The 24,057-nt window shown below is 43.7% G+C and carries 6 protein-coding genes; 4 read left to right on the top strand and 2 right to left on the bottom strand.

Annotated elements, in window-relative coordinates:
- Positions 1–51 precede the first annotated feature (51 nt).
- Positions 52–2,160: an NACHT domain-containing protein gene (locus tag V7K97_RS29725; protein ID WP_334804566.1), complete on the top strand. Its 2,109-nt coding sequence runs from the start codon at positions 52–54 to the stop codon at positions 2,158–2,160.
- Positions 2,161–2,693: 533 nt separating this feature from the next.
- Here the strand turns inward: V7K97_RS29725 and V7K97_RS29720 are convergent.
- Entirely contained in the window at positions 2,694–6,917 is a 4,224-nt protein-coding gene (locus V7K97_RS29720; RefSeq protein ID WP_334804565.1) for a chemotaxis protein CheB, read from the bottom strand.
- Between the two features lie 445 nt (positions 6,918–7,362).
- Between V7K97_RS29720 and V7K97_RS29715 the strand changes: the two genes are divergently transcribed.
- On the top strand, positions 7,363–13,935 hold the full coding sequence (locus tag V7K97_RS29715; RefSeq protein ID WP_334804564.1) for a HAMP domain-containing protein: 6,573 nt from the start codon (positions 7,363–7,365) through the stop codon (positions 13,933–13,935).
- A 412-nt stretch (positions 13,936–14,347) separates the two neighbouring features.
- On the opposite strand, the gene V7K97_RS29710 is transcribed toward V7K97_RS29715, so the two are convergent.
- Positions 14,348–21,439 carry an AAA family ATPase gene (locus V7K97_RS29710; protein ID WP_334804563.1) on the bottom strand — a complete coding sequence of 2,364 codons (7,092 nt, stop codon included), beginning with the start codon at positions 21,437–21,439 and terminating at the stop codon, positions 14,348–14,350.
- A 360-nt stretch (positions 21,440–21,799) separates the two neighbouring features.
- Here V7K97_RS29710 and V7K97_RS29705 point away from each other — a divergent pair, with 360 nt between their 5' ends.
- Positions 21,800–22,540 (top strand): cytochrome c biogenesis protein CcdA, encoded by a 741-nt coding sequence (locus V7K97_RS29705; protein ID WP_334804562.1) that lies wholly within the window; start codon positions 21,800–21,802, stop codon positions 22,538–22,540.
- Positions 22,541–22,566: 26 nt separating this feature from the next.
- Positions 22,567–23,967: a cytochrome c biogenesis protein gene (locus tag V7K97_RS29700; protein WP_334804561.1), complete on the top strand. Its 1,401-nt coding sequence runs from the start codon at positions 22,567–22,569 to the stop codon at positions 23,965–23,967.
- Positions 23,968–24,057: the final 90 nt, after the last annotated feature.

The raw sequence follows: 24,057 nt of genomic DNA, 5'->3' as shown, positions 1-24,057 counted from the left end.
CCAAGCAATGGCGGTTGCTGTCAATTACATTACCGAAGATGATGCCCTCGGTTGGTTCAATCACTGTGGTCTATTTACCTGAAAATTGCTGTAAGTTTTAAACGGGCAGAATTGTGCTATCACATCAAAAACTATACAATCACAGTTATTGATAAAAGTTCAAGTAACCTGATATTGGGAGCATGGTTTTGTATTATGGCCAAGCGATCGCTCCAAGCATCACCAGAAGGAATTGAACAAGCAAAAAGAGCCTTTACCCGCAAAGGTTGGACGCAAGATAATCTGGCGGCAGAAGTTAACTTAAAGACTCGACAACCCATTTGGCGTTTTTTCTCTGGACAGAGGATTGAACGTTACACATTTATCGAAGTTTGTACCGTGTTGGAATTGGATTGGCGAGAGATTGCTATCGATCCTCCGGCAGAATTTTTGGAATTTGGAGAAGTTGGCCAGGCTACGGTCTTAGATATTGATAACCTAGTGAAACAGGTGCGATCGCAACGCTTTGAGAAAATTAAAAATCAGTGCGGCATCTTGCAGTTCTTAGATATTAGCCACCCCATTAGCATTGACGATATTTACATCGATATCAACATTTCCGAGGAGATTGTCAGCCTTCAGTGGTTGGAGTTTGCTCACCTGCAAAGCTTCACGTCAAAAGAACTCGATCGCTTTGGCTTAGGTGAAGTATCCCAGACACAAATTACGGGTATCAAAGCAGTCCAAACTTATTCAAAACTGCGGGTATTGGGTAAAGTGGGAGTAGGTAAAACCACCTTTTTACAACATCTGGGGATTCAATGTCAGCGAGGTATATTTGCAGCTAATCGAGTTCCCATTTTTGTCACCTTAAGAGATTTTGCAGACGAAGAAAGAGAATCACAGGAATTCGATTTACTCAACTATATTCGCAAGGAATTCTTGAACTGTGGCATTTCAGATCCATCTGTGCTGGAAACTTTGTTGTTGGAGGGCAGAGTTTTGTTGTTACTGGATGGATTAGATGAAGTCTACCATCAAGAGACTAAGGCTGTCATCAACGAGATTCGCAGACTCTCTGAAAAGTATCACAAGAATATGTTTGTCGTCACCTGCCGAACTGCGGCTCAAGTTTTCAACCTCACACGCTTCACAGATGTTGAAATTGCCCCCTTTAGTCAAGACCAAATTGTTGCCTTTGCTCAAAAGTGGTTTACAGCACTCACAAAAACCAATGTCCACCAGCAACAGGCAGTTCAATTCATTGAGAAACTAGATTTGCCTGAAAACTTACAATTTCGTAGACTTGCCGTTATCCCTTTATTTTTGCACCTCACCTGCTGGATTTTTCGTCACAATAACCAATTTCCAACCCAAAAAGCTGCGTTTTATAAGCAATGTTTAGACCTTCTGCTTTACAAATGGGACGAAAGTAAAGGAATTGAGCGCGATGAAGCGTACCAAGGTTTTTTCTTACCACAAAAGCTAAAGCTGTTGACTCAGCTTGCTAGCGAGACATTTGAGCAGGGTAATTACTTTTTTGAACAACGCCTTGTTGAGCAATACATTGGCGACTATCTCCGTGATTTACCGAATGCTTCAACGGAATCAGATGAATTGCAATTAGATAGTGAAAGGATACTGAAGGCAATAGAGTTGCAACATGGATTACTGACAGAACGATCGCGGGGGATTTTCTCCTTTTCTTATTTGACGTTTCAAGAATATCTTACTGCTCGAAAAATTGTTGTCAGTTATGATTTACAAGGGTTAGAAGAACCTTTAGAAAATCTGGTGAGTCATATTACTGAACCCAGGTGGCGGGAAATCTTTTTGTTAACGGTTGCCATGCTGCGGAATGCAGATTTATTAGTGCAGTTGATGAAGCAAAGAATTGATGCGCTAGTGGCTCAAGAACCATCTTTGCAAAAATGTTTAACTTGTGTCAGCCAAAATTTCCTTTCGACTCCCTCCCAGTTAAAAGAAATGATCTATAAGCATGAAAACATTCAGCATGACTGGCACTTCAGCCCTGAACAAGAGCAACTATTGCAACAATATTACTATGCCAATCAGTTGCTAATCGATTGTCTGAATAGCAACTGTCAAGTAACAGAGGTTGTGCGCCAGAAGATTGAAGCCAGTTTGTTGTTGTCTACAAAACAACTTTGTTTGGGATAGTGCTGCTCGGTTAAGAATATTCGTAGGTTGGCTTGAAGCTCAAGCGTTACCCAACAAACCTAACATTTTGCGGGGTTTCGTTCCTCAAAGACCACTTGCTTTTTCCAGCTACGGTGTACGCACCTGACTTTTTACGCCTGGAAAACCTCTCTCTAAATCAATACGCTTGGGTTAAGGGCTACTGGCAACAATTTTTGGTTTTCGAGACGCGATAAATCGCCGTCTCTACAAAGGACTGATTATTGTAAAGACGGCGATTTATCGCGTCTTTGTGATCTAGGATCTGTCATGAAAAAACCTTATCCGAACCGTATTGGCAGTGGCTCCCCGATAAATTGGGGGACTTTGATTCTTTCCCCCCCAATTTATCGGGGAGCCAGCGCGGTCTTCTCCCTTGGCGCTAGCCTCTCCCTTTGGGAGAAGGGGAGACGCTAAAAGCGATGGGGTCTCCCCAAGTAGAGCGACTGGCGTGGGTTAGGGGGGATCAAAACGTTGTGGGGCTAGGTTATAAGACTTGTGTGTATACCATAGCCTTAAAAACTTCGTCCACTTAAGTTTGCAACCATCAATGCTAATTGATTCGGGTCAATTGGTTTAGCCAGATGCATTTGAAAGCCAGCATCAATTGCCATTTGTTGCTCTGCTTCGCTGACATAGGTAGTGATGGCGGCGGCTGGAATTTGTCCCCCCGTTTCAGCGTCAAGCGCTCTCACCTGACGAATCAGGGATAAACCGTCTGATTCTGGCATTCCAATATCTGCTAGCAGCACATTATATCTGCCAGGAGATTCAGTTAGAGCCGCGATCGCTTCCCTTGCCGATGTTACAACCACTACTTGGCACCCGAAGTCTTCTAAGATCCACTTGATTAAGTCGCCGCTATCGTCTTGATCGTCTACAGCCAGGATGCACAGGTTTTCTAGAGTTAGGGATGCAATATTACCATCTAATGTATCCACAGTCCTTGACAAAAGGCTCGGCTCTAAAGAACTTGGTGCAGTCATCTCCAGTAGCATTGTGTGCAACAGCAGCCTGACAGTAATGGTGGTTCCTTGTCCTTCGCCTGGACTCTGGATTTCAACTGTTCCACCGTGAAGTTCTACAAGATGACGGACGATGGACAAACCTAATCCCAGTCCTGGAGTGACTTTGTTGCTGGTAGAATCACCTTGGCGGAAAGGATCAAAGATATATGGCAGCAAGTCTGCCCGAATGCCAATTCCGGTGTCGCTGACTCGGATTTCGGCGTGAGTAGATAGAGGTTGGAGGATGATTTCCACTCGCCCACCGGATGGAGTGAACTGAATGGCGTTAGAAAGTAAATTACACATCACCTGCTGTAAGCGATCAAAATCTCCAACAACCCTTGCCGAGTTCAAGTGTGAAACAATTTCAATGGTTTTCGCCTCTGCGGACAATTTGATCGACTCAATCGCACTATCTATGACTGAAACTAGATCAATTAGACGAGTTTTTAAATTCAGCTTGCCACTGGTAATCCGTGAAACATCCAGTAAATCATCAATTAAATGAACTTGCACCCTAGCATTCCGCTCTATCACTTCCAAGGCATTGGTGACTGCTGCTTGATCTAGATTGCGACTGCGGGAGACTTGCGCCCAACCAAGTATGGTGTTAAGGGGGTTACGAAGTTGATATGAGAGGTTTGACAGGAATTCATCTTTAGCTCGGTTGGCGATTTGGGCTTGTTGACGGGCTGACTGCTCCTGTGCTAGGAGTTGCGATCGCTCCAACTCAAACTGCTGGCGATCGCTAATATCTTCAATGGACAGCAAAATCCTTTGAGTATTTCCCTCTTGAATAATTTTCCAACCATTGAGCAACATGGTTTTCTGCCCAATCCGCTCAAAATGATGCTCTATTTCCCAGTCGTGAATAGTGGTATCGTTGGCGATAATATCTTGTAAGAGCGATCGCAGTCCGGGTAAGTTCCACTGACCATTGCCTAGTTCAAAAATCAGAGATTGCGCTGTCTCTGATGGTGAAACCTGAAATGTTTCATAAAATGAACGATTAGCTTGGTTCACCCGGAAATTAGCATCAAGTACAATTAACGGCACTTGTACCGTCTCCACAATCCCTTCGGCGTAATTCCGGGCTTGTTCTAAGGTTGCGGCACTGCGTTTGAGCACATCAATATCAATTAATACTAATACTACACCGTCAATCTGGTTCTCTTTGGTGCGATAAGGACGGATGCGGAGGTTATACCAATGTCCCCCCAGAGTTTGGACTTCTAATTCTTTGATGCTGAGTGTTTCAAGTACCTCCAAAATTAGAGCTTCTAACTCAGGAATATTTAGATTTGCTCTGATATCGCTTAAGGGTCGTCCAGCATCGGTAGCAATGAAATTGAAAAGCCGTTGCGCCATTGGCGTGAAACGTCGAATGCGTAAGTCATTTGTCAACATCAAAATGGGAATATTGATACTGGCAAGCAAATTCGTGAGATCGTTGTTAACTTGGTGTAATTCCCGATTTCGAGAGCGAAGTTCTTCATTAGTTGTGTTGAGTTCTTCGTTGGTTGCCTGAATCTCTTCTTTGGCTGTTTCTAGCTCCTCATTGGTGCTTTGCAACTCTTCATTACTGGAGAGGATTTCTTCATTGGCAACTTTTAAGTCTTGATTGATGTCTTCCTGCTCTTGGATCACCGCTTGCAGATATTCTTGAGTTGCAGCCTGTTCAACTTTTGCGGTTGCGAGTTCCTGTTTGAGCCGAACAATCTCACGTTCTAGGTCTCCCTGCTCTGGATTTTCAGGATTAATCGGGCTGAGGTGACTAACCGTGGGTGGGGCTTGTTCAAATAAAACCAGAAAGTAGAGTTCTTCGCCAGTTGCAGGTTTGAATGGAATCACCTCAAGATTGATGATTCTGGAAACATCGCCGGATTCAATCCGTAACCCTTCCTTTCTAACGAGAATTTTTTGCCGTTGCGACTGATAAATTGTGGCACGTAGCTCGACGAGTAAGCCTTGACGCACCATTTTAAATAAGTTGAGACTCGGTTTCCCTGGTGCAAGTTTGAGGTAGAGATCGATTTCTCCCCGAAATTGCAGCACGTCCATTTTGTCGTTAATTACTACACCCACTGGGGCATAGCGATTTAAGATCAGTTGGTCAGTTGTTCTCTCTAAGTCAAAGCCATCAGATGGATTGTCATTTGTTGGCCGATGTTCGTCCAGTTTTGCCATCGGATAATTGCTGGTAACGAAGGAGAAAGTTGGACGAATTGCGGTTAGCTTCTTGGTATAGATTTTATACTTTCCGTCAATTAGAGTAAACAAATCTGAATAATTACCTGTGCTTTCTGAAGTCCCTAGCAGCACAAAGCCAGTCTGGTTGAGACTGTAATGAAAGATCGGCAGTATTCGTTTTTGCAACGTTGCATCCAAATAAATCAGTACATTCCGACAGCTAATTAAATCTAAGTTAGAAAAAGGGGGATCGCTGCCCAAGTCTTGGCGGGCAAATACACACAGTTCACGGACAGCTTTGTTAATTTGATATCTACCACCCTCGATGACATTAAAGAATCGGTGGCGGCGCTCTGGTGAAACCTCCACCATTTGATTTTCGGCATAAATTCCCGACCTGGCTTTGTCAATGGCCATTTCGCTGATGTCTGTGGCAAAAATCTGGATTGGCGGCTGGGTTACTTTATTTGACAAAAACTCTAGCAAGGTGATGGCGATGGAATAGACCTCTTCGCCCGTCGAACACCCCGCCACCCAAATCCGAATCGGCAACTCTGGGGACTTGTTTTGGATGATGTTGGGAAAGACTTGCTCTTTCAACAGTTGAAATGCTCCAGCATCGCGGAAAAAATAGGTGACGTGGATCAGAATTTCTTCAGAGAGCGCCTTAACTTCAGTTGGATGTTCTTGCAAATACTGGGCATAATCTTCCAACCGGTCTAGTTTGTACAACAGCATTCGCCTCTGAATTCGCCGCTCTAGGGTGTTGGGTTTGTAGTGGCTGTAGTCAACACCAGTTAGCGATCGCAATAACACAAAAATACTTCCCAGGGCATCTCTCTGTTGGGGCAATTTCTCTAGATTTATTAAGGGCAACAAGTTAGAAAGAGAAGGATTGTGACTGAGGTTTACCAGTTCCTCGGCAATTTTTTGAGGCGGCAGGACAAAATCGACATTCCCTGTGGCAACAGCAGTATTGGGCATACTATCGAATTTGGCTGTGTCTTCACACTGAGCAAAAGTCACTCCTCCGGCTGCTTTGATTGCCTTCAGCCCCAGTGAACCATCTCCATCCGATCCAGATAAAACCACTGCGATCGCTTTGCGCCCTCGATCCGCGGCCAATGAAGTAAAAAACGCATCACCAGGCATATATTTCCCCTGAACTTTCTCTCGCGGCATGAGTTGCAACACCCCACGAGACAAGATCATTTTAGTGTTAGGCGGAATGATGTAAACTTGGTTAGGTTCTACAATCACCCCATCTAGCACTTCACTGACAGGCATTTGAGTTGCTCTTGTCAGAATCTCTCTCAACAGACTCTTGTGGTTAGGGTCTAAGTGTTGAATCAGCACAAATGCCATCCCTGTATCAGTAGGCAAATGCCTGAGTAACTGCGTAAATGCCTCTAATCCCCCCGCAGAGGCGGCAATGCCAACAATGGGAAATAAATCATCTGTATTGTCTTGCTGCTTTACGTCGAACGCTTCATTAACGATGGATTCAGGTATAGATTGTTCAGAGGGTTGATCATAAGTCATAAAATAAAGTTTAGCATCCTAATAGTTTGGCAAATTGATTTAATTGGTCTGTACTTATAAGAATTTAACTAGCAACTGAAACTTTCAAACAAGGCTCTTAAGGTTTAATTGGGGACTGGTATTGGGAGTAGTTCACCTTCCCCCGCGATCGTGAAAAGAATGTAGAGACGTAGCAGTGCTACATCTCTACAAGGGTTCTGGATAAAGCATATTTATATTTATGGAGATGTCTATTATAATGAATACGCCTTAGTGGTGCAAACCTCAATATCATTCACTACTAGGGAGTTTCAACAGTTAAACAACTACCTACTCCAAGCTAATCAGATTACCAAAGATTTGTTGCTATAAAGTTAAAAGCACTGATCGGAGTTAAAATCAACTTTCTGCTTTGAGAAAACCTTTTTAAACACGAAAACCCAGAAAAATTTTTAGAGATTAAGCTATGGCAACCGAACAGTTGACTAGAGACAGCGACAATCTAGATTTAAATCAGCTATTAAGAACGCTGAATGCTGTTAAACAGGGTGACTTTTCGGCTCGGATGCCCATAGACCATACTGGTGTGGCGGGGAAAATCGCTGACACGCTCAATGATATTATTGATCAAAATGAGCGGATGGCGGCGGAGCTACAGCGAATTGGTAATGTTGTCGGCAAAGAAGGCAAAATTGCCGATCGCGCCTCTCTCGGAGATGTTCGGGGTTCTTGGCTACATTGTGTTACTTCTGTCAATACTCTGATTACAGATTTAGTTCAACCAACAGCCGAAACTACGCGGGTAATTCGGGCTGTCGCCAATGGTGACTTATCCCAAACGATCGCTACACAAATTGACGGCAGACCTCTCCAAGGTGAGTTTCTCCAAACTGCTAATATCGTCAACACGATGGTAGACCGGCTCGGTTCTTTTGCCAGTGAAGTAACGCGGGTAGCGCGGGAAGTGGGAACTGAGGGTAAATTGGGTGTTCAAGCCGAAGTGCAAGGTGTGGCTGGCACTTGGAAAGATTTGACTGATAACGTTAACTTGATGGCGGGTAATCTCACCGGACAAGTTCGCAACATTGCCGAAGTTGCCACGGCGATCGCTAATGGTGATTTATCCAAAAAAATCACTGTGGATGTGAAAGGCGAAATTTTGGAGTTGAAAAACACCGTTAATACAATGGTGGATCAACTTAATTCTTTTGCCAGTGAAGTGACGCGAGTTGCCCGTGAGGTGGGAACTGAAGGGAAGTTGGGCGTACAAGCAGAAGTTAAAGGAGTTGCAGGTACTTGGAAGGATCTTACAGATAACGTTAATTTGATGGCAGGAAATTTAACTGCCCAAGTGCGTAATATTGCGGAAGTGACAACGGCGGTAGCGAATGGCGACCTTTCCAAGAAAATCACTGTTGATGTCAAAGGCGAAATTTTGGAGTTGAAAAACACCGTCAATATCATGGTGGATCAACTTAATTCCTTTGCATCGGAAGTCACAAGAGTTGCCCGGGAAGTGGGTGCAGAAGGAAAATTAGGCGGTCAAGCAGAAGTGCGCGGTGTCGCGGGTACGTGGAAAGATTTAACTGATAGTGTGAATTTCATGGCCGGAAGCTTGACGGCACAGGTGCGGAATATTGCGGAAGTGACAACGGCTGTAGCAAATGGCGACCTTTCCAAAAAAATCACTGTGGATGTGAAAGGCGAAATTTTAGAGTTGAAAAACACGATCAATACAATGGTGGATCAACTTAATTCCTTTGCGTCGGAAGTAACGCGGGTGGCGCGGGAAGTGGGAACTGAAGGTAAGTTGGGCGTACAAGCGCAAGTGCAGGGAGTGGCGGGGACTTGGAAAGATTTAACCGACAACGTTAATTTAATGGCGGGTAATCTCACCGGACAGGTGCGAAATATTGCCGAAGTTGCGACGGCGATCGCTAATGGCGATCTATCTAAAAAAATCACCGTCGATGTCAGAGGTGAAATTCTTGAACTCAAGAATACCATTAATATCATGGTAGATCAACTCAGTTCTTTTGCCAGTGAAGTGACGCGGGTGGCGCGTGAGGTGGGCAGTGAAGGTAAACTGGGTGTGCAAGCCGATGTGCGCGGTGTGGCTGGAACTTGGAAAGATTTAACCGACAGCGTGAACTTCATGGCGGGAAGTTTGACGGCACAGGTGCGGAACATTGCCGAAGTGACTACGGCGGTTGCAACAGGCGACTTATCCAAGAAAATCACCGTCGATGTCAAAGGTGAAATTCTGGAGTTGAAAAATACGATCAACACAATGGTAGATCAACTCAATTCTTTTGCCAGTGAAGTAACACGAGTTGCCCGTGAGGTGGGAAGCGAAGGTAAACTGGGCGTGCAAGCAGAAGTACGCGGCGTGGCTGGTACTTGGAAAGATTTAACTGATAGCGTGAATTTTATGGCGGGAAGCTTAACGGCACAGGTGCGAAACATTGCCGAAGTGACTACCGCCGTCGCAACTGGCGACTTATCCAAGAAAATTACCGTCGATGTCAAAGGTGAAATTCTGGAGTTGAAAAATACGATCAATACAATGGTAGATCAACTCAGTTCCTTTGCCAGTGAAGTGACGCGAGTTGCCCGTGAGGTGGGAACTGAAGGGAAATTGGGTGTACAAGCGGAAGTAAAAGACGTTGCCGGCACTTGGAAAGATTTAACCGACAGCGTGAATTTTATGGCGGGAAGCTTGACGGCGCAGGTGCGGAACATTGCCGAAGTGACAACTGCGATCGCTAATGGTGATTTATCCAAAAAAATTACTGTTGCTGTCAAAGGCGAAATTCTCGAACTTAAGAATACCATCAATATCATGGTAGATCAACTCAACTCCTTTGCATCGGAAGTGACAAGAGTTGCCCGTGAGGTGGGAAGTGAGGGTAAACTGGGTGTCCAAGCAGATGTGCGCGGCGTGGCTGGAACTTGGAAAGATTTAACCGACAGCGTGAATTTTATGGCGGGAAGCTTAACGGCACAGGTGCGAAATATTGCCGCCGTCACCACCGCCGTCGCAAATGGCGACTTATCTAAGAAAATCTCCGTTGATGTCAAAGGTGAAATTTTAGAGTTGAAAAACACCGTCAACACAATGGTAGATCAACTCAATTCCTTTGCCAGTGAAGTAACGCGAGTTGCCCGTGAGGTGGGAACAGAAGGTAAGCTGGGCGTACAAGCCGAAGTTAAAGGTGTAGCCGGCACTTGGAAAGATTTAACCGACAGCGTAAACTTCATGGCGGGAAGTTTGACGGCGCAAGTGCGAAATATTGCCGAAGTTACCACCGCCGTAGCAAATGGCGACTTATCTAAAAAAATTACCGTCGATGTCAAAGGCGAAATTCAAGAGCTTAAAAACACTATTAATACAATGGTGGATCAGCTTAATTCCTTTGCATCAGAAGTTACCAGGGTTGCCCGTGAGGTGGGAACGGAAGGTAAATTGGGCGTACAAGCTTACGTCAGAGGAGTTGCAGGAACTTGGAAAGATTTGACGGATAACGTCAACTCGATGGCGGGGAACCTCACCGGACAAGTTCGCAACATCGCCGAAGTTACAAAAGCGGTAGCTAATGGCGACTTATCGAAGAAAATTACCGTCGATGCCAAAGGCGAAATTTTAGACTTGAAGAACACCACCAACACAATGGTGGATCAACTCAGTTCCTTTGCCAGTGAAGTAACGCGGGTGGCGCGGGAAGTGGGAACTGAAGGGAAGTTGGGCGGACAAGCACAAGTTCAAGGTGTAGCCGGGACTTGGAAAGATTTAACTGATAACGTTAACTCAATGGCGGGGAACTTAACGGCACAAGTACGGGGTATTGCCAGAGTTGTCACCGCAGTTGCGAACGGTGACTTGAAACGAAAACTAATGTTAGATGCTAAGGGAGAAATTGAAACCTTGGCAGAGACAATCAACGAGATGATTGATACCCTCGCAACATTTGCCAATCAAGTAACCACAGTGGCGCGGGAAGTGGGAATTGAAGGGAAGTTGGGCGGACAAGCGAGAGTCCCTGGGGCGGCTGGAACTTGGAAAGATTTGACAGATAATGTGAATGAACTTGCTGCTACATTGACAACTCAGTTGCGAGCGATCGCCGAAGTTGCTACAGCTGTAACTAAAGGTGATTTAACTCGTTCAATCGCCGTCGAAGCACTAGGGGAAGTTGCGATCCTCAAAGACAACATCAACCAGATGATTGCCAATCTGCGGGAGACAACGCAGAAAAATACCGAACAAGATTGGTTAAAAACTAACTTAGCCAAATTTACCCGAATGCTCCAAGGTCAGCGAGACTTAGAAACCGTATCTAAACTAATTCTCTCAGAATTAGCACCCTTGGTAGGAGCGCAACATGGCGTATTCTTCCTGATGGACTCTTCTATTGAAAATACGCCCTATTTAAAATTAATTAGTAGCTACGCTTACCGCGAACGCAGACATCTAGCTAACCGCTTCCAATTGGGTGAAGGCTTGGTGGGACAATGCGCCTTAGAAAAAGAGCGAATTCTGCTCACGGAGGTGCCAAGCGATTATATCAGAATTGCCTCTGGTTTAGGAGAAGCTACGCCCCTGAATGCCGTAGTCTTACCTGTACTCTTTGAAGGACAGGTGACAGCAGTGATTGAATTAGCATCTTTTCGCCGCTTCAGCGAAATTCATCTGACATTCTTCGACCAGCTTACCGAAAGTATCGCGATCGTCCTGAACACGATCGCCGCATCGATGCGAACTGAAGAATTACTCAAGCAGTCGCAATCTTTGGCTGAAGAACTCCAAACCCAGCAAAGCGAACTCCGGGAAACCAACAAGCGTTTAGAACAACAAGCCCAATCACTCAAAACTTCCGAAGATTTACTCAAAGGACAGCAAGAGGAACTGCAACAAACCAACGCCGAATTAGAAGAAAAGGCAGAGTTGTTGGCGATGCAGAAAAAAGAAGTCGAGCGCAAAAATCGGGAAATTGAACAAGCAAGACTGTCTTTGGAAGATAAAGCTGAACAACTCGCCCTTTCCTCAAAATACAAATCAGAATTTCTCGCCAATATGTCCCATGAACTGCGGACACCGCTAAATAGCTTGTTAATTTTGGCGAAATTGTTGACAGATAACGTTGATAGCAACCTTACCAGCAAGCAAGTCGAATATAGTCAGACAATTTATTCAGCCGGTACTGATTTATTGACCTTAATCAATGACATCCTGGATCTCGCTAAAATTGAATCTGGAACGATGTCCATTGACATGACCCAAATGCCACTGGTAGATTTGGGCGAACAGGTTGAGCGCACCTTCCGGCAAATCGCTCAGAGTAAAGGACTTGTCTTTGCGATTGAATTTACTCCCGAATTGCCAAACACCATCTATACAGATGTCAAACGCTTACAACAGGTGTTGAAAAATCTCCTCTCCAACGCTTTTAAATTTACAGAGAAAGGAGAGGTACGTTTACAGATTGCGGTAGCCAAGCAAGGCTGGAGTTCTGACAATCAAAACTTAAATCGTGCCCAACTAGCGATCGCCTTCTCAGTCAGCGATACAGGCATTGGCATTGCCCCCGAAAAACAGAAAGTGATTTTTGAAGCATTTCAGCAAGCTGATGGCTCTACCAGTCGGAGATACGGCGGTACCGGATTGGGCTTATCAATTAGCCGGGAAATCGCCCGTCTCTTTGGTGGCGAAATTAAATTAATCAGTCAACCCGGTCAAGGTAGCACCTTTACATTCTACTTGCCACAATTCAGTGCTGAGTCAACATCAACACAACTCAGCACAGACGCGATGAATCGCGTCTCTACAATGATGATTAATGACGATCGCACTACGATTGAAAGAGGCGATCGCGTCTTACTAATTGTCGAAGATGACGTTAATTTTGCACGCATTCTTCTAGATATGGCACAACAACAAGGATTCAAGGTGATCGCTGCCCAAACCGGTAGTACAGGTTTGATGCTAGCGCAGCAATTCCGACCTTCAGCCATTTTACTAGATATTCGGTTGCCAGAAATGGATGGTTGGACGGTATTAGATCGTCTAAAACATGACTCAAATACTCGTCATATTCCCGTACATATTATGACTGTTGAAGAAGGAAGACAGCGCGGGTTACAACTAGGTGCGATCGCATATCTACAAAAACCCTTAACTAGCGAGACAATATCCGAGGCGTTGACCAAAATTAAAGGTTTTGTTGAGCGCCAGGTGAAAAATTTGTTGGTAGTCGAAGACGACGACACCCAACGGCGTAGTATTGTTGAGTTAATTGGCAACAGCGATGTTTCGACCATTGCTGTAGACACTGGTGCAGCAGCCCTAGAAGCTATTCGTTCTCAGCATTTTGATTGCCTTGTTCTCGATTTAGGGCTACCCGACATGACCGGCTTTGAACTGATTGAACAGATCAAGCTTCTACCTCACGGCAAAACTTTGCCAATTATTGTTTACACAGGTAGAGAAATTAGCAAAGCTCAAGAAACGGAACTCAGACGAATTGCCGAGACAATCATTATTAAAGACGTGCGATCGCCCGAACGTCTTCTCGATGAAACAGCATTATTTTTACACCGAGTCCAAGCAAATTTACCAGCAACCAAACGGCAAATACTGGAACAACTGCATTCACAAGACTATTTACTCACAGGCAAAAAAGCCCTAATTGTAGACGACGATATGCGGAATATCTTCGCCCTGACCAGTATGCTGGAGCGTTATCAAATCCAAGTTTTATATGCTGAAAACGGCAGAGAGGGAATCACTCTGTTAGAAAATACACCAGATATTGATGTCGTTTTGATGGATGTAATGATGCCAGAAATGGATGGTTACGAAACAACACGCGTGATCCGCCAAAAGGATCAATTTAAATCTTTGCCGATTATTGCACTGACCGCTAAAGCTATGCAAGGCGATCGCCAAAAGTGTATTGAAGCCGGCGCATCAGACTACATCACCAAACCCGTAGATACTGAGCAATTGCTTTCACTGTTGCGTGTTTGGTTATATCGTTAATACCATTGTAAAACCTTTACTGCATTTTGACTTTGCCAAAATTGTAACCTGCTATACAATACGGTTAAGGTTTTTTGATGGAAATTGTAGAGTGGAAAGATCCGATAAATCATTATAAAGACGCGATAAATCACCGTCTCTACAAAAGCAGACGCGATAAATCACCGTCTCTACAAAAGCAGACGCGATAAATCGCCGTCTCTACAAAAGCAGACGCGATAAATCGCCGTCTCTACAAAAGCAGGACTTACGCAAAATACCTCTCAAACTCTTATTTCTCCGTGTTCTCTGTGTCTCTGTGGTTCGATTTTCCGTTACCTGTGCGTAAGTCCTAAAAAGATTGATTATTGTAGAGACGGCGATTCATCGCGTCTCTTGTCTTAACCGAACCGTATTGTGCTATATTCCACCATCATGGCAAATTATGAACCAACGACACGATCGCTTTCACCAATTCCTCTGGATCTACAGGCTTGGAAATATGCAGTTGAAATCCCGCAGCGATCGCTTGCTGATAATCCATCTCACCAGCATAAGCAGTTAAAGCGATCGCCAGAATTCTCCCGCCTCGCTCTGGTTCCAGACTCCTCACCTCTCGCATCAGCATATAACCATCCATTTCTGGCATCCCAATATCGCTGATAATCAGATTTGGCTGGCATTGACTCAGTGCAGTTAAAGCTGCAATGGCTGAGGTGACAGTGGTAACAGTTGCACCATACTGATTCAGCATGAAAGACAAAAACTCTCGCATATCTGCATCATCATCCACCACGAGAATCTCTAAGCCAGATAAGGGCGAGGATTGAGCCGCCACAAGTGAGGAGTGATCTTTTGCATCCTTGATTCCTTTGCTTTCATTCTGTAAACATGAAAATCTGACAGTGAAAGTTGCTCCTTTCGCTTCCCCCAGACTTTCTGCTTGCACAGTTCCCCCGTGAAGTTCTACAAGATGGCGGACGATCGCTAAACCTAAACCTAAACCGCCAAATCTGCGAGTTGTGGCCCCATCTGCTTGACGGAAATAATCAAAGACATAAGGTAAGAACTCAGGCGCGATCCCCTTCCCTGTGTCAATGATGCAGATTTGTACCTGGGAGCCAACTTGCTGTAATTTAATTTTTATCTGTCCCCCAATGGGAGTAAACTTAATGGCATTAGAAAGGATATTCCAAAAAACTTGTTGCAAGCGATTGGCATCGCCTAAAATTGGCCATACACCAGATTCAAAAATTGTCTGAATTTGGATAGACTTAGCCTCCGCCGATAAACGCACTGTCTCCATCGCAGCTTCAATGACTGATACCAAATTAATGCGGACAAAGTTGAGATTAAGTTTACCCTGAAGAATGCGGGAAACATCCAGCAAATCTTCAATTAATTGGGTTTGTAACTTGGCATTGCGCTCAATAGTTTCTAGGGCGCGATCGCTTGTAGCTTGATCCAGCTTGCGGCTTCGCATCAGTTTTGCCCAACCCAGAATCGGGTTAAGTGGTGTTCTCAATTCATGGGACAGCACAGCTAAAAATTCATCTTTGACGCGGTTTGCGCTTTCAGCAGCGCTTCGTGCCGTTCGTTCGGCTTCGTAGAGATGGGCGCGAGCGATCGCTTGGGCGCATTGTTGAGCAACAGCCAAGATAAATGCTTGATCTTCTCCACTAAGTTGTTGAGGCTGGGCAAATGCCAAGCTGATACCGCCAACTGCCGAACCTTCTACCATCAAGGGAATAGAAATCCAGGCATTAAAATCATATTGGGCGTACACTTCTGCTAAATGTGGGTAACGATCTACCCGATTTTTTGTTGGTTCAGCCCAAATAGGTTTCCCAGTCCGCACAGCTTCTGCTAGGGGAGAGGGGGAATCGATGGCAAAATTACGCCAAGTATTCACCAAATCTTGGTTATAGCCAACCGCTCGGACAATTTCCAGTTCAGTTTTACCTTCATTCAACAAGGCGACGAGGGCAGAACTGCCTCCCAAGGCAGCCATGCTCTGCTCTACAATCACTTCAGAGACTTGGGCTGGTGTCAGCGATTCTGAAAGAGCCGCCGTAATCGATTGAAGACGGGCAATGCGCTCCAATGCTCTTTCTGCGGTTTTTTGTGCTTGCTGCGCTTCTTGGTAAAGGCGGGCATTATCAATGGCGATCGCTGCTCGATGGGTAATATCCTCCGCTAGTGACAAGTCAGGCGTACTATAACGACGTTCTGATTCCGCAGTAAAAAAGGAAATTGCACCAAAAATTCTTTCACGTCCCACCAGGGGCAAGATTATACAAGACTTTAAACCAAGCTCACGTATAATCCTGAGATGTTCTGCATCTGGGATAGCTTCTACCAGAGCTGCATCTGGAATTTCAGTTACCATTTCACCAACTCCTGTACGCAACACTTTCGGCACACCTACAGGTTCATCCAACTTTCTCGGATAACGCTGATGAACTTGCCAACCGAGTTTCACTTTCTCTGGATTGCGGTGAGCAACTGCTACCCGATTAATTGATTGGTTCTCTTGCAGCAGATCAACGCTGCACCAATCAGCGAAATAAGGCACAACCAGGTTGGCCACACTTGCTAGTGTGCTTTCGTAATTGAGGGAAGAGGCGAGAGTTGCACTGACTTGAGCCAAAAACGCTGCTCGTTGCTGATCGGCTTCTGCTTCCAGGCGGGCGGTTTGTTCTTGAATCAGTTGGATACGTTCGGCTTCAGATTGTTTGCGCTCGGTGATATCAAGCACAACACCATTCATATGTGTGGCTTTCCCAGCTTCGTTGAAAAAGGCTTTTCCCCGACAGGCTGCGTAGCGAATACTGCCGTCATCGTGAATAATTCGATATTCTAAATTATGCTCCACACCTTCGTTAATCGCTCGGCTTAAGGATTTAGCCAGCAATCCTCGATCATCTGGATGCAGACGAGCTAAAAGTGCTTCGGAAGTGCCAGCAAAGGTTTCAGGCGTTACCCCAAATAGTTGATAAATCTGCTCATCCCAGTTAAAGCGATCGCTGGCAATATCCCAACTCCAAACACCGATTTTACCAGATTTCAACGCTAGGTTGAGTTGGGCTTGGCTGTCTTCTAAACCTTGATAAAGACGAGCATTTTCTAGAGAAATGGCAATTTGAACTGTCAATATTTCCAGTACCGAAAGTTTGTCTTGTGTAAAAGCACTGGAGATGAGATTATTTTCTAAATATAAGATACCAAGTAATTTCGACTGACGAGCGATCGGCAAACAAAGTACAGATTTAGGTTGCTTTTGAATTACATACTCGTCTTGGGAAAACAGATGATTATGCTCAGTGGCATTTTGCAAAATCACTGTTTCTTGAGTTCGCTGAACATAATTCAGCATTGATTGTGGAATCAACTGGGAAATTTCACCATCTAATACAGGTCGAGAAACATTGAGCTTTTCTGCTTGGGGATTAACCTTAGCTTCTACTTCGATTACCAGATTTTGCTCGTGTTCCAGCAACAAATAACCGATTTCTGCTCCTGCTTGCTCGATGACAATCTGCATTAATGTTTTCAACAACCGCGAAAGAACAATTTCACTACTTATGGTTTGAGAGGCTTTAACTACTGATAAAAAGTCTAAATGTTCACCTGTGGTAATAAACGTTCCATTCGAGACAAGCTGTTGTCGTGGCAATAGCACAGGATAAGATTCTTCGAGGTGCTTAACTTTAGCAAATGCTTCCCAGCGCACATAGCTATTTTTAGCTGCTTGCAAATAGGTTTCGGCAATTAATTCAAACTCTCGCTCCAAGTAAAACTTAGCAGTTAGCTCATTAGCCAAAGCTTCATATTGCACAAATCCCTGCTCACGCGCTGAAGCAATTGATTGCTCATACAAGCGCATTGCTGACAAATCTCTACCTTCAATCCGAGCTATTTCCGCAGCGACTAATTGAGACTTGTGCAAGAAGTTTGCAGGGCAGTGGTTAGCCCAGTATTGCAATTGCTGCTGATGCAATTCTAGGGTTAATAAAAACTGTTCTTGCTCTTGATCTGGTACTTTGGGATAAAGAGCTGTGAGAGTCAGTGAATAATATAAAATATAATCTGTTTCAATTGGTAATGCCAGTGTCGTCACTGGAAAATTGGATAATTGTAAGGCACAAATAAGCGCCTCTGAATACTGTTGATATGTAAAAAATATAATTAATTTGATAATGTGATAAAAAATAATTCCACTGACAAAACCTGCATCTTGAATCACAGAAAAGGCGCGTGATTCATCAAAATTATCATCACTTAGAGTCAGATTTTGGTGAGTCAGTCCCCGCAGATTCATCAGTAGCATTTGTTGTAATCTGATTGTCTGATAGACAGCTTCATGTTTAGACTGGCGGGCAAACACGGTATATTTTTCTAGAGATTTGGCTGTTTCCGTAAGTGAAGAGCCTAACTGGATAATTTGCCAGGAACTTTGATAGCCGTTGTAGTTTGCCATCGTCACATCACCTGCTTCTACACAGCCAATAAATCCCCGCTCTAAAAAGGGAATGTCGGTGCTAATATGGTTACGCCAAACGTTGATATGACTTCCATGAATGTGTAGCACAACTCCTCGAAGTTTCAAGTCGTGTAACTTTTCATTTAATTTAATTGTCATCTCAGAAAATGCGTAGCCTGTAGGAATATCATCGAAGATAGAGACTAACAACATGGCATACATACTGTAAGCGAAACAGGAATCTTCCGTATTCCCAAACTTGAGTGAGTAATTAACTGCCTTAAGTACGACTAAGGGAAAGAGATCGGGTCTACCGAGATAAGTAGGTGGACCGAATGTTGTCAACAGACTAATTAGTGTCTTAATATTTGGATCTTCGATTACCGGAGCATTAATTAAATCAGAGATTTGTCTATCACCTAAATTTATTAATACCTGGCTTTTTTCAATTGCGATCGCACTTTGCACTTCCTCATTTGAATCAGGAAATATTACCCAAAAAAGTTTTAAAGCTTCTAATCCCAATGTCAGCGCCTCTTCATACCTACCTGCAACTTGATAGAGTCTAATTTGCAGCATATAAATATTAGATTCATCCAAATGAGATTCTGCTTTCAGTAATAGTAGTTCAAATAATTCTTCCGCTTGTTCTAAATTTCCGGTTAAGAATTCACACTCAGCCAATTCTCTAAACAAAGTAAATGTTTGTTTGTATTGTCCAATCCAGGCATTTTCAGCCAAAAGATTCATCGCAACACTAAAAAATCTTTTCGCAGGAGTGTAAGCTGTGGAAGCTTTTGCTTTTTTCCCAGCAATTAAATTCAATCGGACTAATTCATCTTTTTCTGTTTGTTCAATAATCAGATCCACCGCGAGATTGAGTTGATTGACTAGATCAAAAATTTGCTCGTTCACTTGTTCAGGACTAGCATTTTTCAGCAAAATTTGCCCAATCTTTAGGTGAACAGCCGACTTTGATTCATCGGCAATTAAGGAGTATGCAGCTTGTTGAACTCGGTCATGGTAGAACCGATAGTTTTTATCAACAGTTTCATCTGACTCAATGGAAATAATTAATCCTCTTAAAATTGCTTCCACAAGTGCATTTGCCGTTTCTTCAATAGATTGTTCGCCAACAATCGCTAAAACTTCTAAATCAAAGTGATTACCAATACAAGAGGCTAATTTAAGCACCTCTTGAGTTGCTTTTGGCAATTTTTGCATCCGCCCAATCATCAAACTGACAATATTATCTGTAATACCTTGGGCTTCAATCTCAGCTAGATCCCATTGCCAAACACCATCTTGGCGATTAAAATTCAGCAGGTTTTCTTGATGCAGTGTTTTGAGAAATTCATTGACAAAGAAAGGATTACCGTCAGTTTTTTTGATAATTAATTGGGCGAGGGGTTCTACTTGTTCTGCTGAACTATGCAAGGTATCAGCAATTAATTGATTGATATAGACAATATTCAACGGAGTCAGGAGAATTTCAGTCGTTCTTGCACCATGCTGTCGAACCTTCTCTATCATCAAGTTGAAGGGATGTACAATATCTATTTCGTTATCTCTATACGCCAAAATAAAGCAGAGATATTGAATACTAGAACCAGTAATAATAGTTTGAATTAAATTTAAAGTAGCTGTGTCTGCCCACTGCATATCATCTAAAAAAACAGTGAGTGGATGCTCTTTTTGAGCAAATACGTTGATAAAGTTTTGAAACACCAAATTAAATCGGTTTTGAGATTCAGCAGGCCCCAACTCTGGTATATAAGATTGTTCTCCAATGATGAGTTCAACTTCTGGAATGACATCAGCGATCAATCTACCATTGTTCCCTAATGCTGCTTGTATTTCCTTTTTCCAGGTAGCAAGTTGATCTTCAGGTTGCGTTAAAATTTGTCGCGCGAGTGTTTGAAAAGCTTGAACAATGGTGGAATAAGGAATATCTCGTTTGTACTGATCAAACTTACCAGGGATAAAAACGCCGCGTTCTCTGACAATGGGCTTATGAATCTCCTTTACCAGAGAAGATTTACCAACACCAGCATAGCCAGAAACTAACACGAGTTCTGCTTTACCTTGACTAACAACTCGCTCAAATGCTTGTAAAAGCTGGGCAATTTCTGATTCTCGCCCATACAATTTTTGAGGAATTTGAAAGCGCTCTGAGATATCTTGCTCACCTAAAACAAAGGATTGGATTTGTCCGGTTGTCTCTAATTGCTTTAAGCATCGTTCCAAATCAAATTGCAAACCTAAAGCGCTCTGATATCTTTGTTCTGCAACCTTAGACAACAATTTCATCATGATGTCACAGAGGATTTGAGGAATATCAGACTTGAGCTTTTTCGGGGATGGCGGAGATTTAGCAATATGACAATGCACCCACTCTAAGGGGTCTTTGCCTTGAAATGGTAGCTGACCTGTGAGTATTTCATAAAAGGTGACTCCCAGAGAATACAAATCGCTGCGATGGTCAATTCCTCGATTCATCCGCCCGGTTTGCTCAGGTGATATATAAGGTAAACTGCCTTCAATGCGACTGGAACTGCTAACTATTTGCTGTTGGTAGGGAATGAAAGCAGCAATTCCAAAATCGGCAATTTTGACCTGATTAGTTTCGAGGTTAACTAAGATATTTTGCGGCTTAATATCCTTGTGGACAATGTGATGAGTGTGGATTTGGGCGAGTTTGCTGGTGATTTCAATGGCAATTTTCAGAAAGGGAATAGGCTGTTGAAATTGGTCTAGAAATTGGTCGAGCGATCGCGCCTGAAAATCCTCCATAATTAAATAAGGGATTCCCTGGTGCATCTCCAAGGCGTAGACTTTGACTGCGGCGGCGATATTTAAGCTTTGGGCGATCGCATACTCATGTTTGAGTTGTTCAATATTATTGGGTGTACACTGTTCTTTCCGTAGCCCTTTGATAATTACCGGACACTGATCTTTAACCTTAATTCCACGGTATATGACTGCTTTTACCCCTGCTTTTAACAAAGTGACAATTTTAAATCCGGGTAATGCAATCATCATGCCAAATACTCCAGGCCTGATTCTTCAGGGATAATCTGAGCTTAATTGTATTTTAAATACATTTCCTTAGACAGATGAAATTTAAATGATATTAAACCTTATCGAAGTTGAGAACTGTAGTTTTCGCCCTCACCCTAAATCCCTCTCCCAAGCTTGGCAGAGGGACTTTGAAATTCGCTCCCCTTCTCCCAAGTTTGGGAGAAGGGGTTGGGGGATGAGGGCAAATCCTTTTCATCACCCAAGAACTACGGGTTTCAAAAGAGACGTGGTTTAGGTTCCGATCCTGAGTTATTCTGACTCACAAATCAAAAATAAGCTACAATTCAAGCAGAGTAAGCATTTCCCGCTCAGAAACTCCCCATGCTTGATAACCTGCAAACCCAAATTTACCAATTAGAACAATTTGCCAACAGCCTTGTTTCTAACCAACTCACACACCTAAGCGTGGTGAGTATTGGTATCATCTTTGCGGCTGGCTTGCTCACCAGTCTCACACCGTGCATGCTTTCTATGCTACCAATTACCATTGGTTATATCGGTGGTTATGAAGCGAAAAGTCGCTTACAAGCAGCAGCCCAATCAACTTGGTTTGCTCTCGGATTAGCAACTACATTGGCAGCGTTAGGTATTATAGCAGGTTTTGTCGGAAAAGTCTACGGTCAAGTGGGAATTGGTTTGCCGATTATCGTCAGCATTATCGCCATTCTCATGGGGCTGAACTTATTAGAAGCACTACCTTTACAATTTCCATCCTTGGGTGAAACCAATTGGATTTCGCCAGATTTACCAGCCGGATTGCGTTCTTATTTGCTGGGGCTGACTTTCGGCTTAGTCGCATCTCCTTGTAGCACGCCTGTTTTAGCTAGTTTACTAGGTTGGATTGCCAATACACAAGACTTAATTTTAGGCGCTGTTTTGCTACTTTCTTATACAGCCGGTTATGTAGCACCGTTAATTTTGGCGGGTACTTTTACAGCTTCAATTAAAAAATTACTAGAATTGCGTCGCTGGTCTGGTTGGATTAACCCAGTTAGTGGGGCGCTGTTAGTAGGATTCGGTGTATTTTCCTTAATTTCTCGGATTCCCCTTGGCAGTTTTTAAAATACCTCTATTAGATTTTACACATAATGACCTTAGAAGATTCAGCGTCCAAAGAATTAAAATGGTGGGCGATACCTGGGCAACTCTTACGGCAAGACCTTTTGCCTGTATTGACTAACTTACGACTAGCGATCGCACTACTGCTATTGATTGCTATCTTTAGCTCCACCGGTACTGTCATTGAGCAAGGTCGAACACCTGCATTTTACCAGGCTAACTACCCAGAACATCCAGCTTTATTTGGTTTCTTAACTTGGAAGGTAATTCAAGTAGTTGGATTAGACCACGTATATCGTACCTGGTGGTTTCTGTCTTTACTCGTCTTATTTGGCACTAGCTTAACTGCTTGTTCATTTACCCGTCAGTTGCCAGCCTTAAAAACTGCCCAGCGCTGGAAATATTACGAAGAACCACGGCAATTTCAAAAGTTAGCTTTAAGTGCAGAATTAGATACTGGTTCCCTAGATTCCTTAAACCAGATATTACAGAAACACCGCTATAAAATCTTTCGAGATCCAGAAAAAGAAAATCTCCTCTACGCCCGCAAAGGAATAGTCGGACGCATCGGCCCCATTATCGTTCATATTGGCATCGTCGCTATTCTGCTAGGGGGAATTTGGGGGGCAATGACTGGGTTTCTGGCTCAAGAAATGGTTGCCAGTGGTGATACATTTCAGATCACAAATATTGTGGATGCTGGCCCTTTAGCAGCAGCCCAAGTCCCGAAAGATTGGTCTGTGCGCGTCAACCGTTTTTGGATTGACTACACACCATCTGGCGGCATTGATCAATTTTATTCAGATTTGTCTGTCTTGAATAATCAAGGAAAAGAAGTTGACCACAAGAAGATTTTTGTCAACGAGCCTCTGCGCTATCATGGTGTAACTTTATATCAAACTGATTGGGGAATCGCAGCAGTTCGCGTCCAATTTAACAACAGCCCGGTTTTTCAGCTACCGATGGCGCAATTGAACAGCAACGGTAACGGGCGCATTTGGGGAACCTGGGTTCCGACTAAACCCGATTTGAGTGAAGGTGTCTCCCTGCTAACCAAAGACTTGCAAGGAATGGTATTAATTTATGATGTTAGCGGTAAACTTGTTGATACAGTCCGCGCGGGAATGTTCACCGAAGTTAATGGCGTGAAGCTGAAAATTCTGGATGTAGTTGGTAGCACTGGCTTACAAATTAAAGCCGATCCAGGGATACCAATTGTTTACACAGGGTTTGGTTTGCTAATGCTGGGTGTGGTGATGAGTTACTTCTCCCATTCGCAAATCTGGGCATTGCAAAAAGGCGATCGCTTGTATGTAGGTGGCAAAACTAATCGCGCCCAAGTTGCTTTTGAACAAGAGGTTTTAGAGATTTTAGATCGGCTGAGTTCACAGCCAAAAGGTGAGGAGAAAGAGGCGGCGATTGAAGTTTAAACGCTCCAGGGGCGCAAAGGTTTACTTTGCGTTCCTTTGCATTTCAAAGTTATTTACATCTACAAAGCTATAAATTTGAGAGTCAACAGA

The organism is Nostoc sp. (genome assembly GCF_036917815.1).
Classification (GTDB): Bacteria; Cyanobacteriota; Cyanobacteriia; order Cyanobacteriales; family Nostocaceae; genus Nostoc.
The sequence above is the reverse complement of the archived record's forward strand: the minus strand, read 5'-3'. Positions and strand labels throughout refer to the sequence as shown.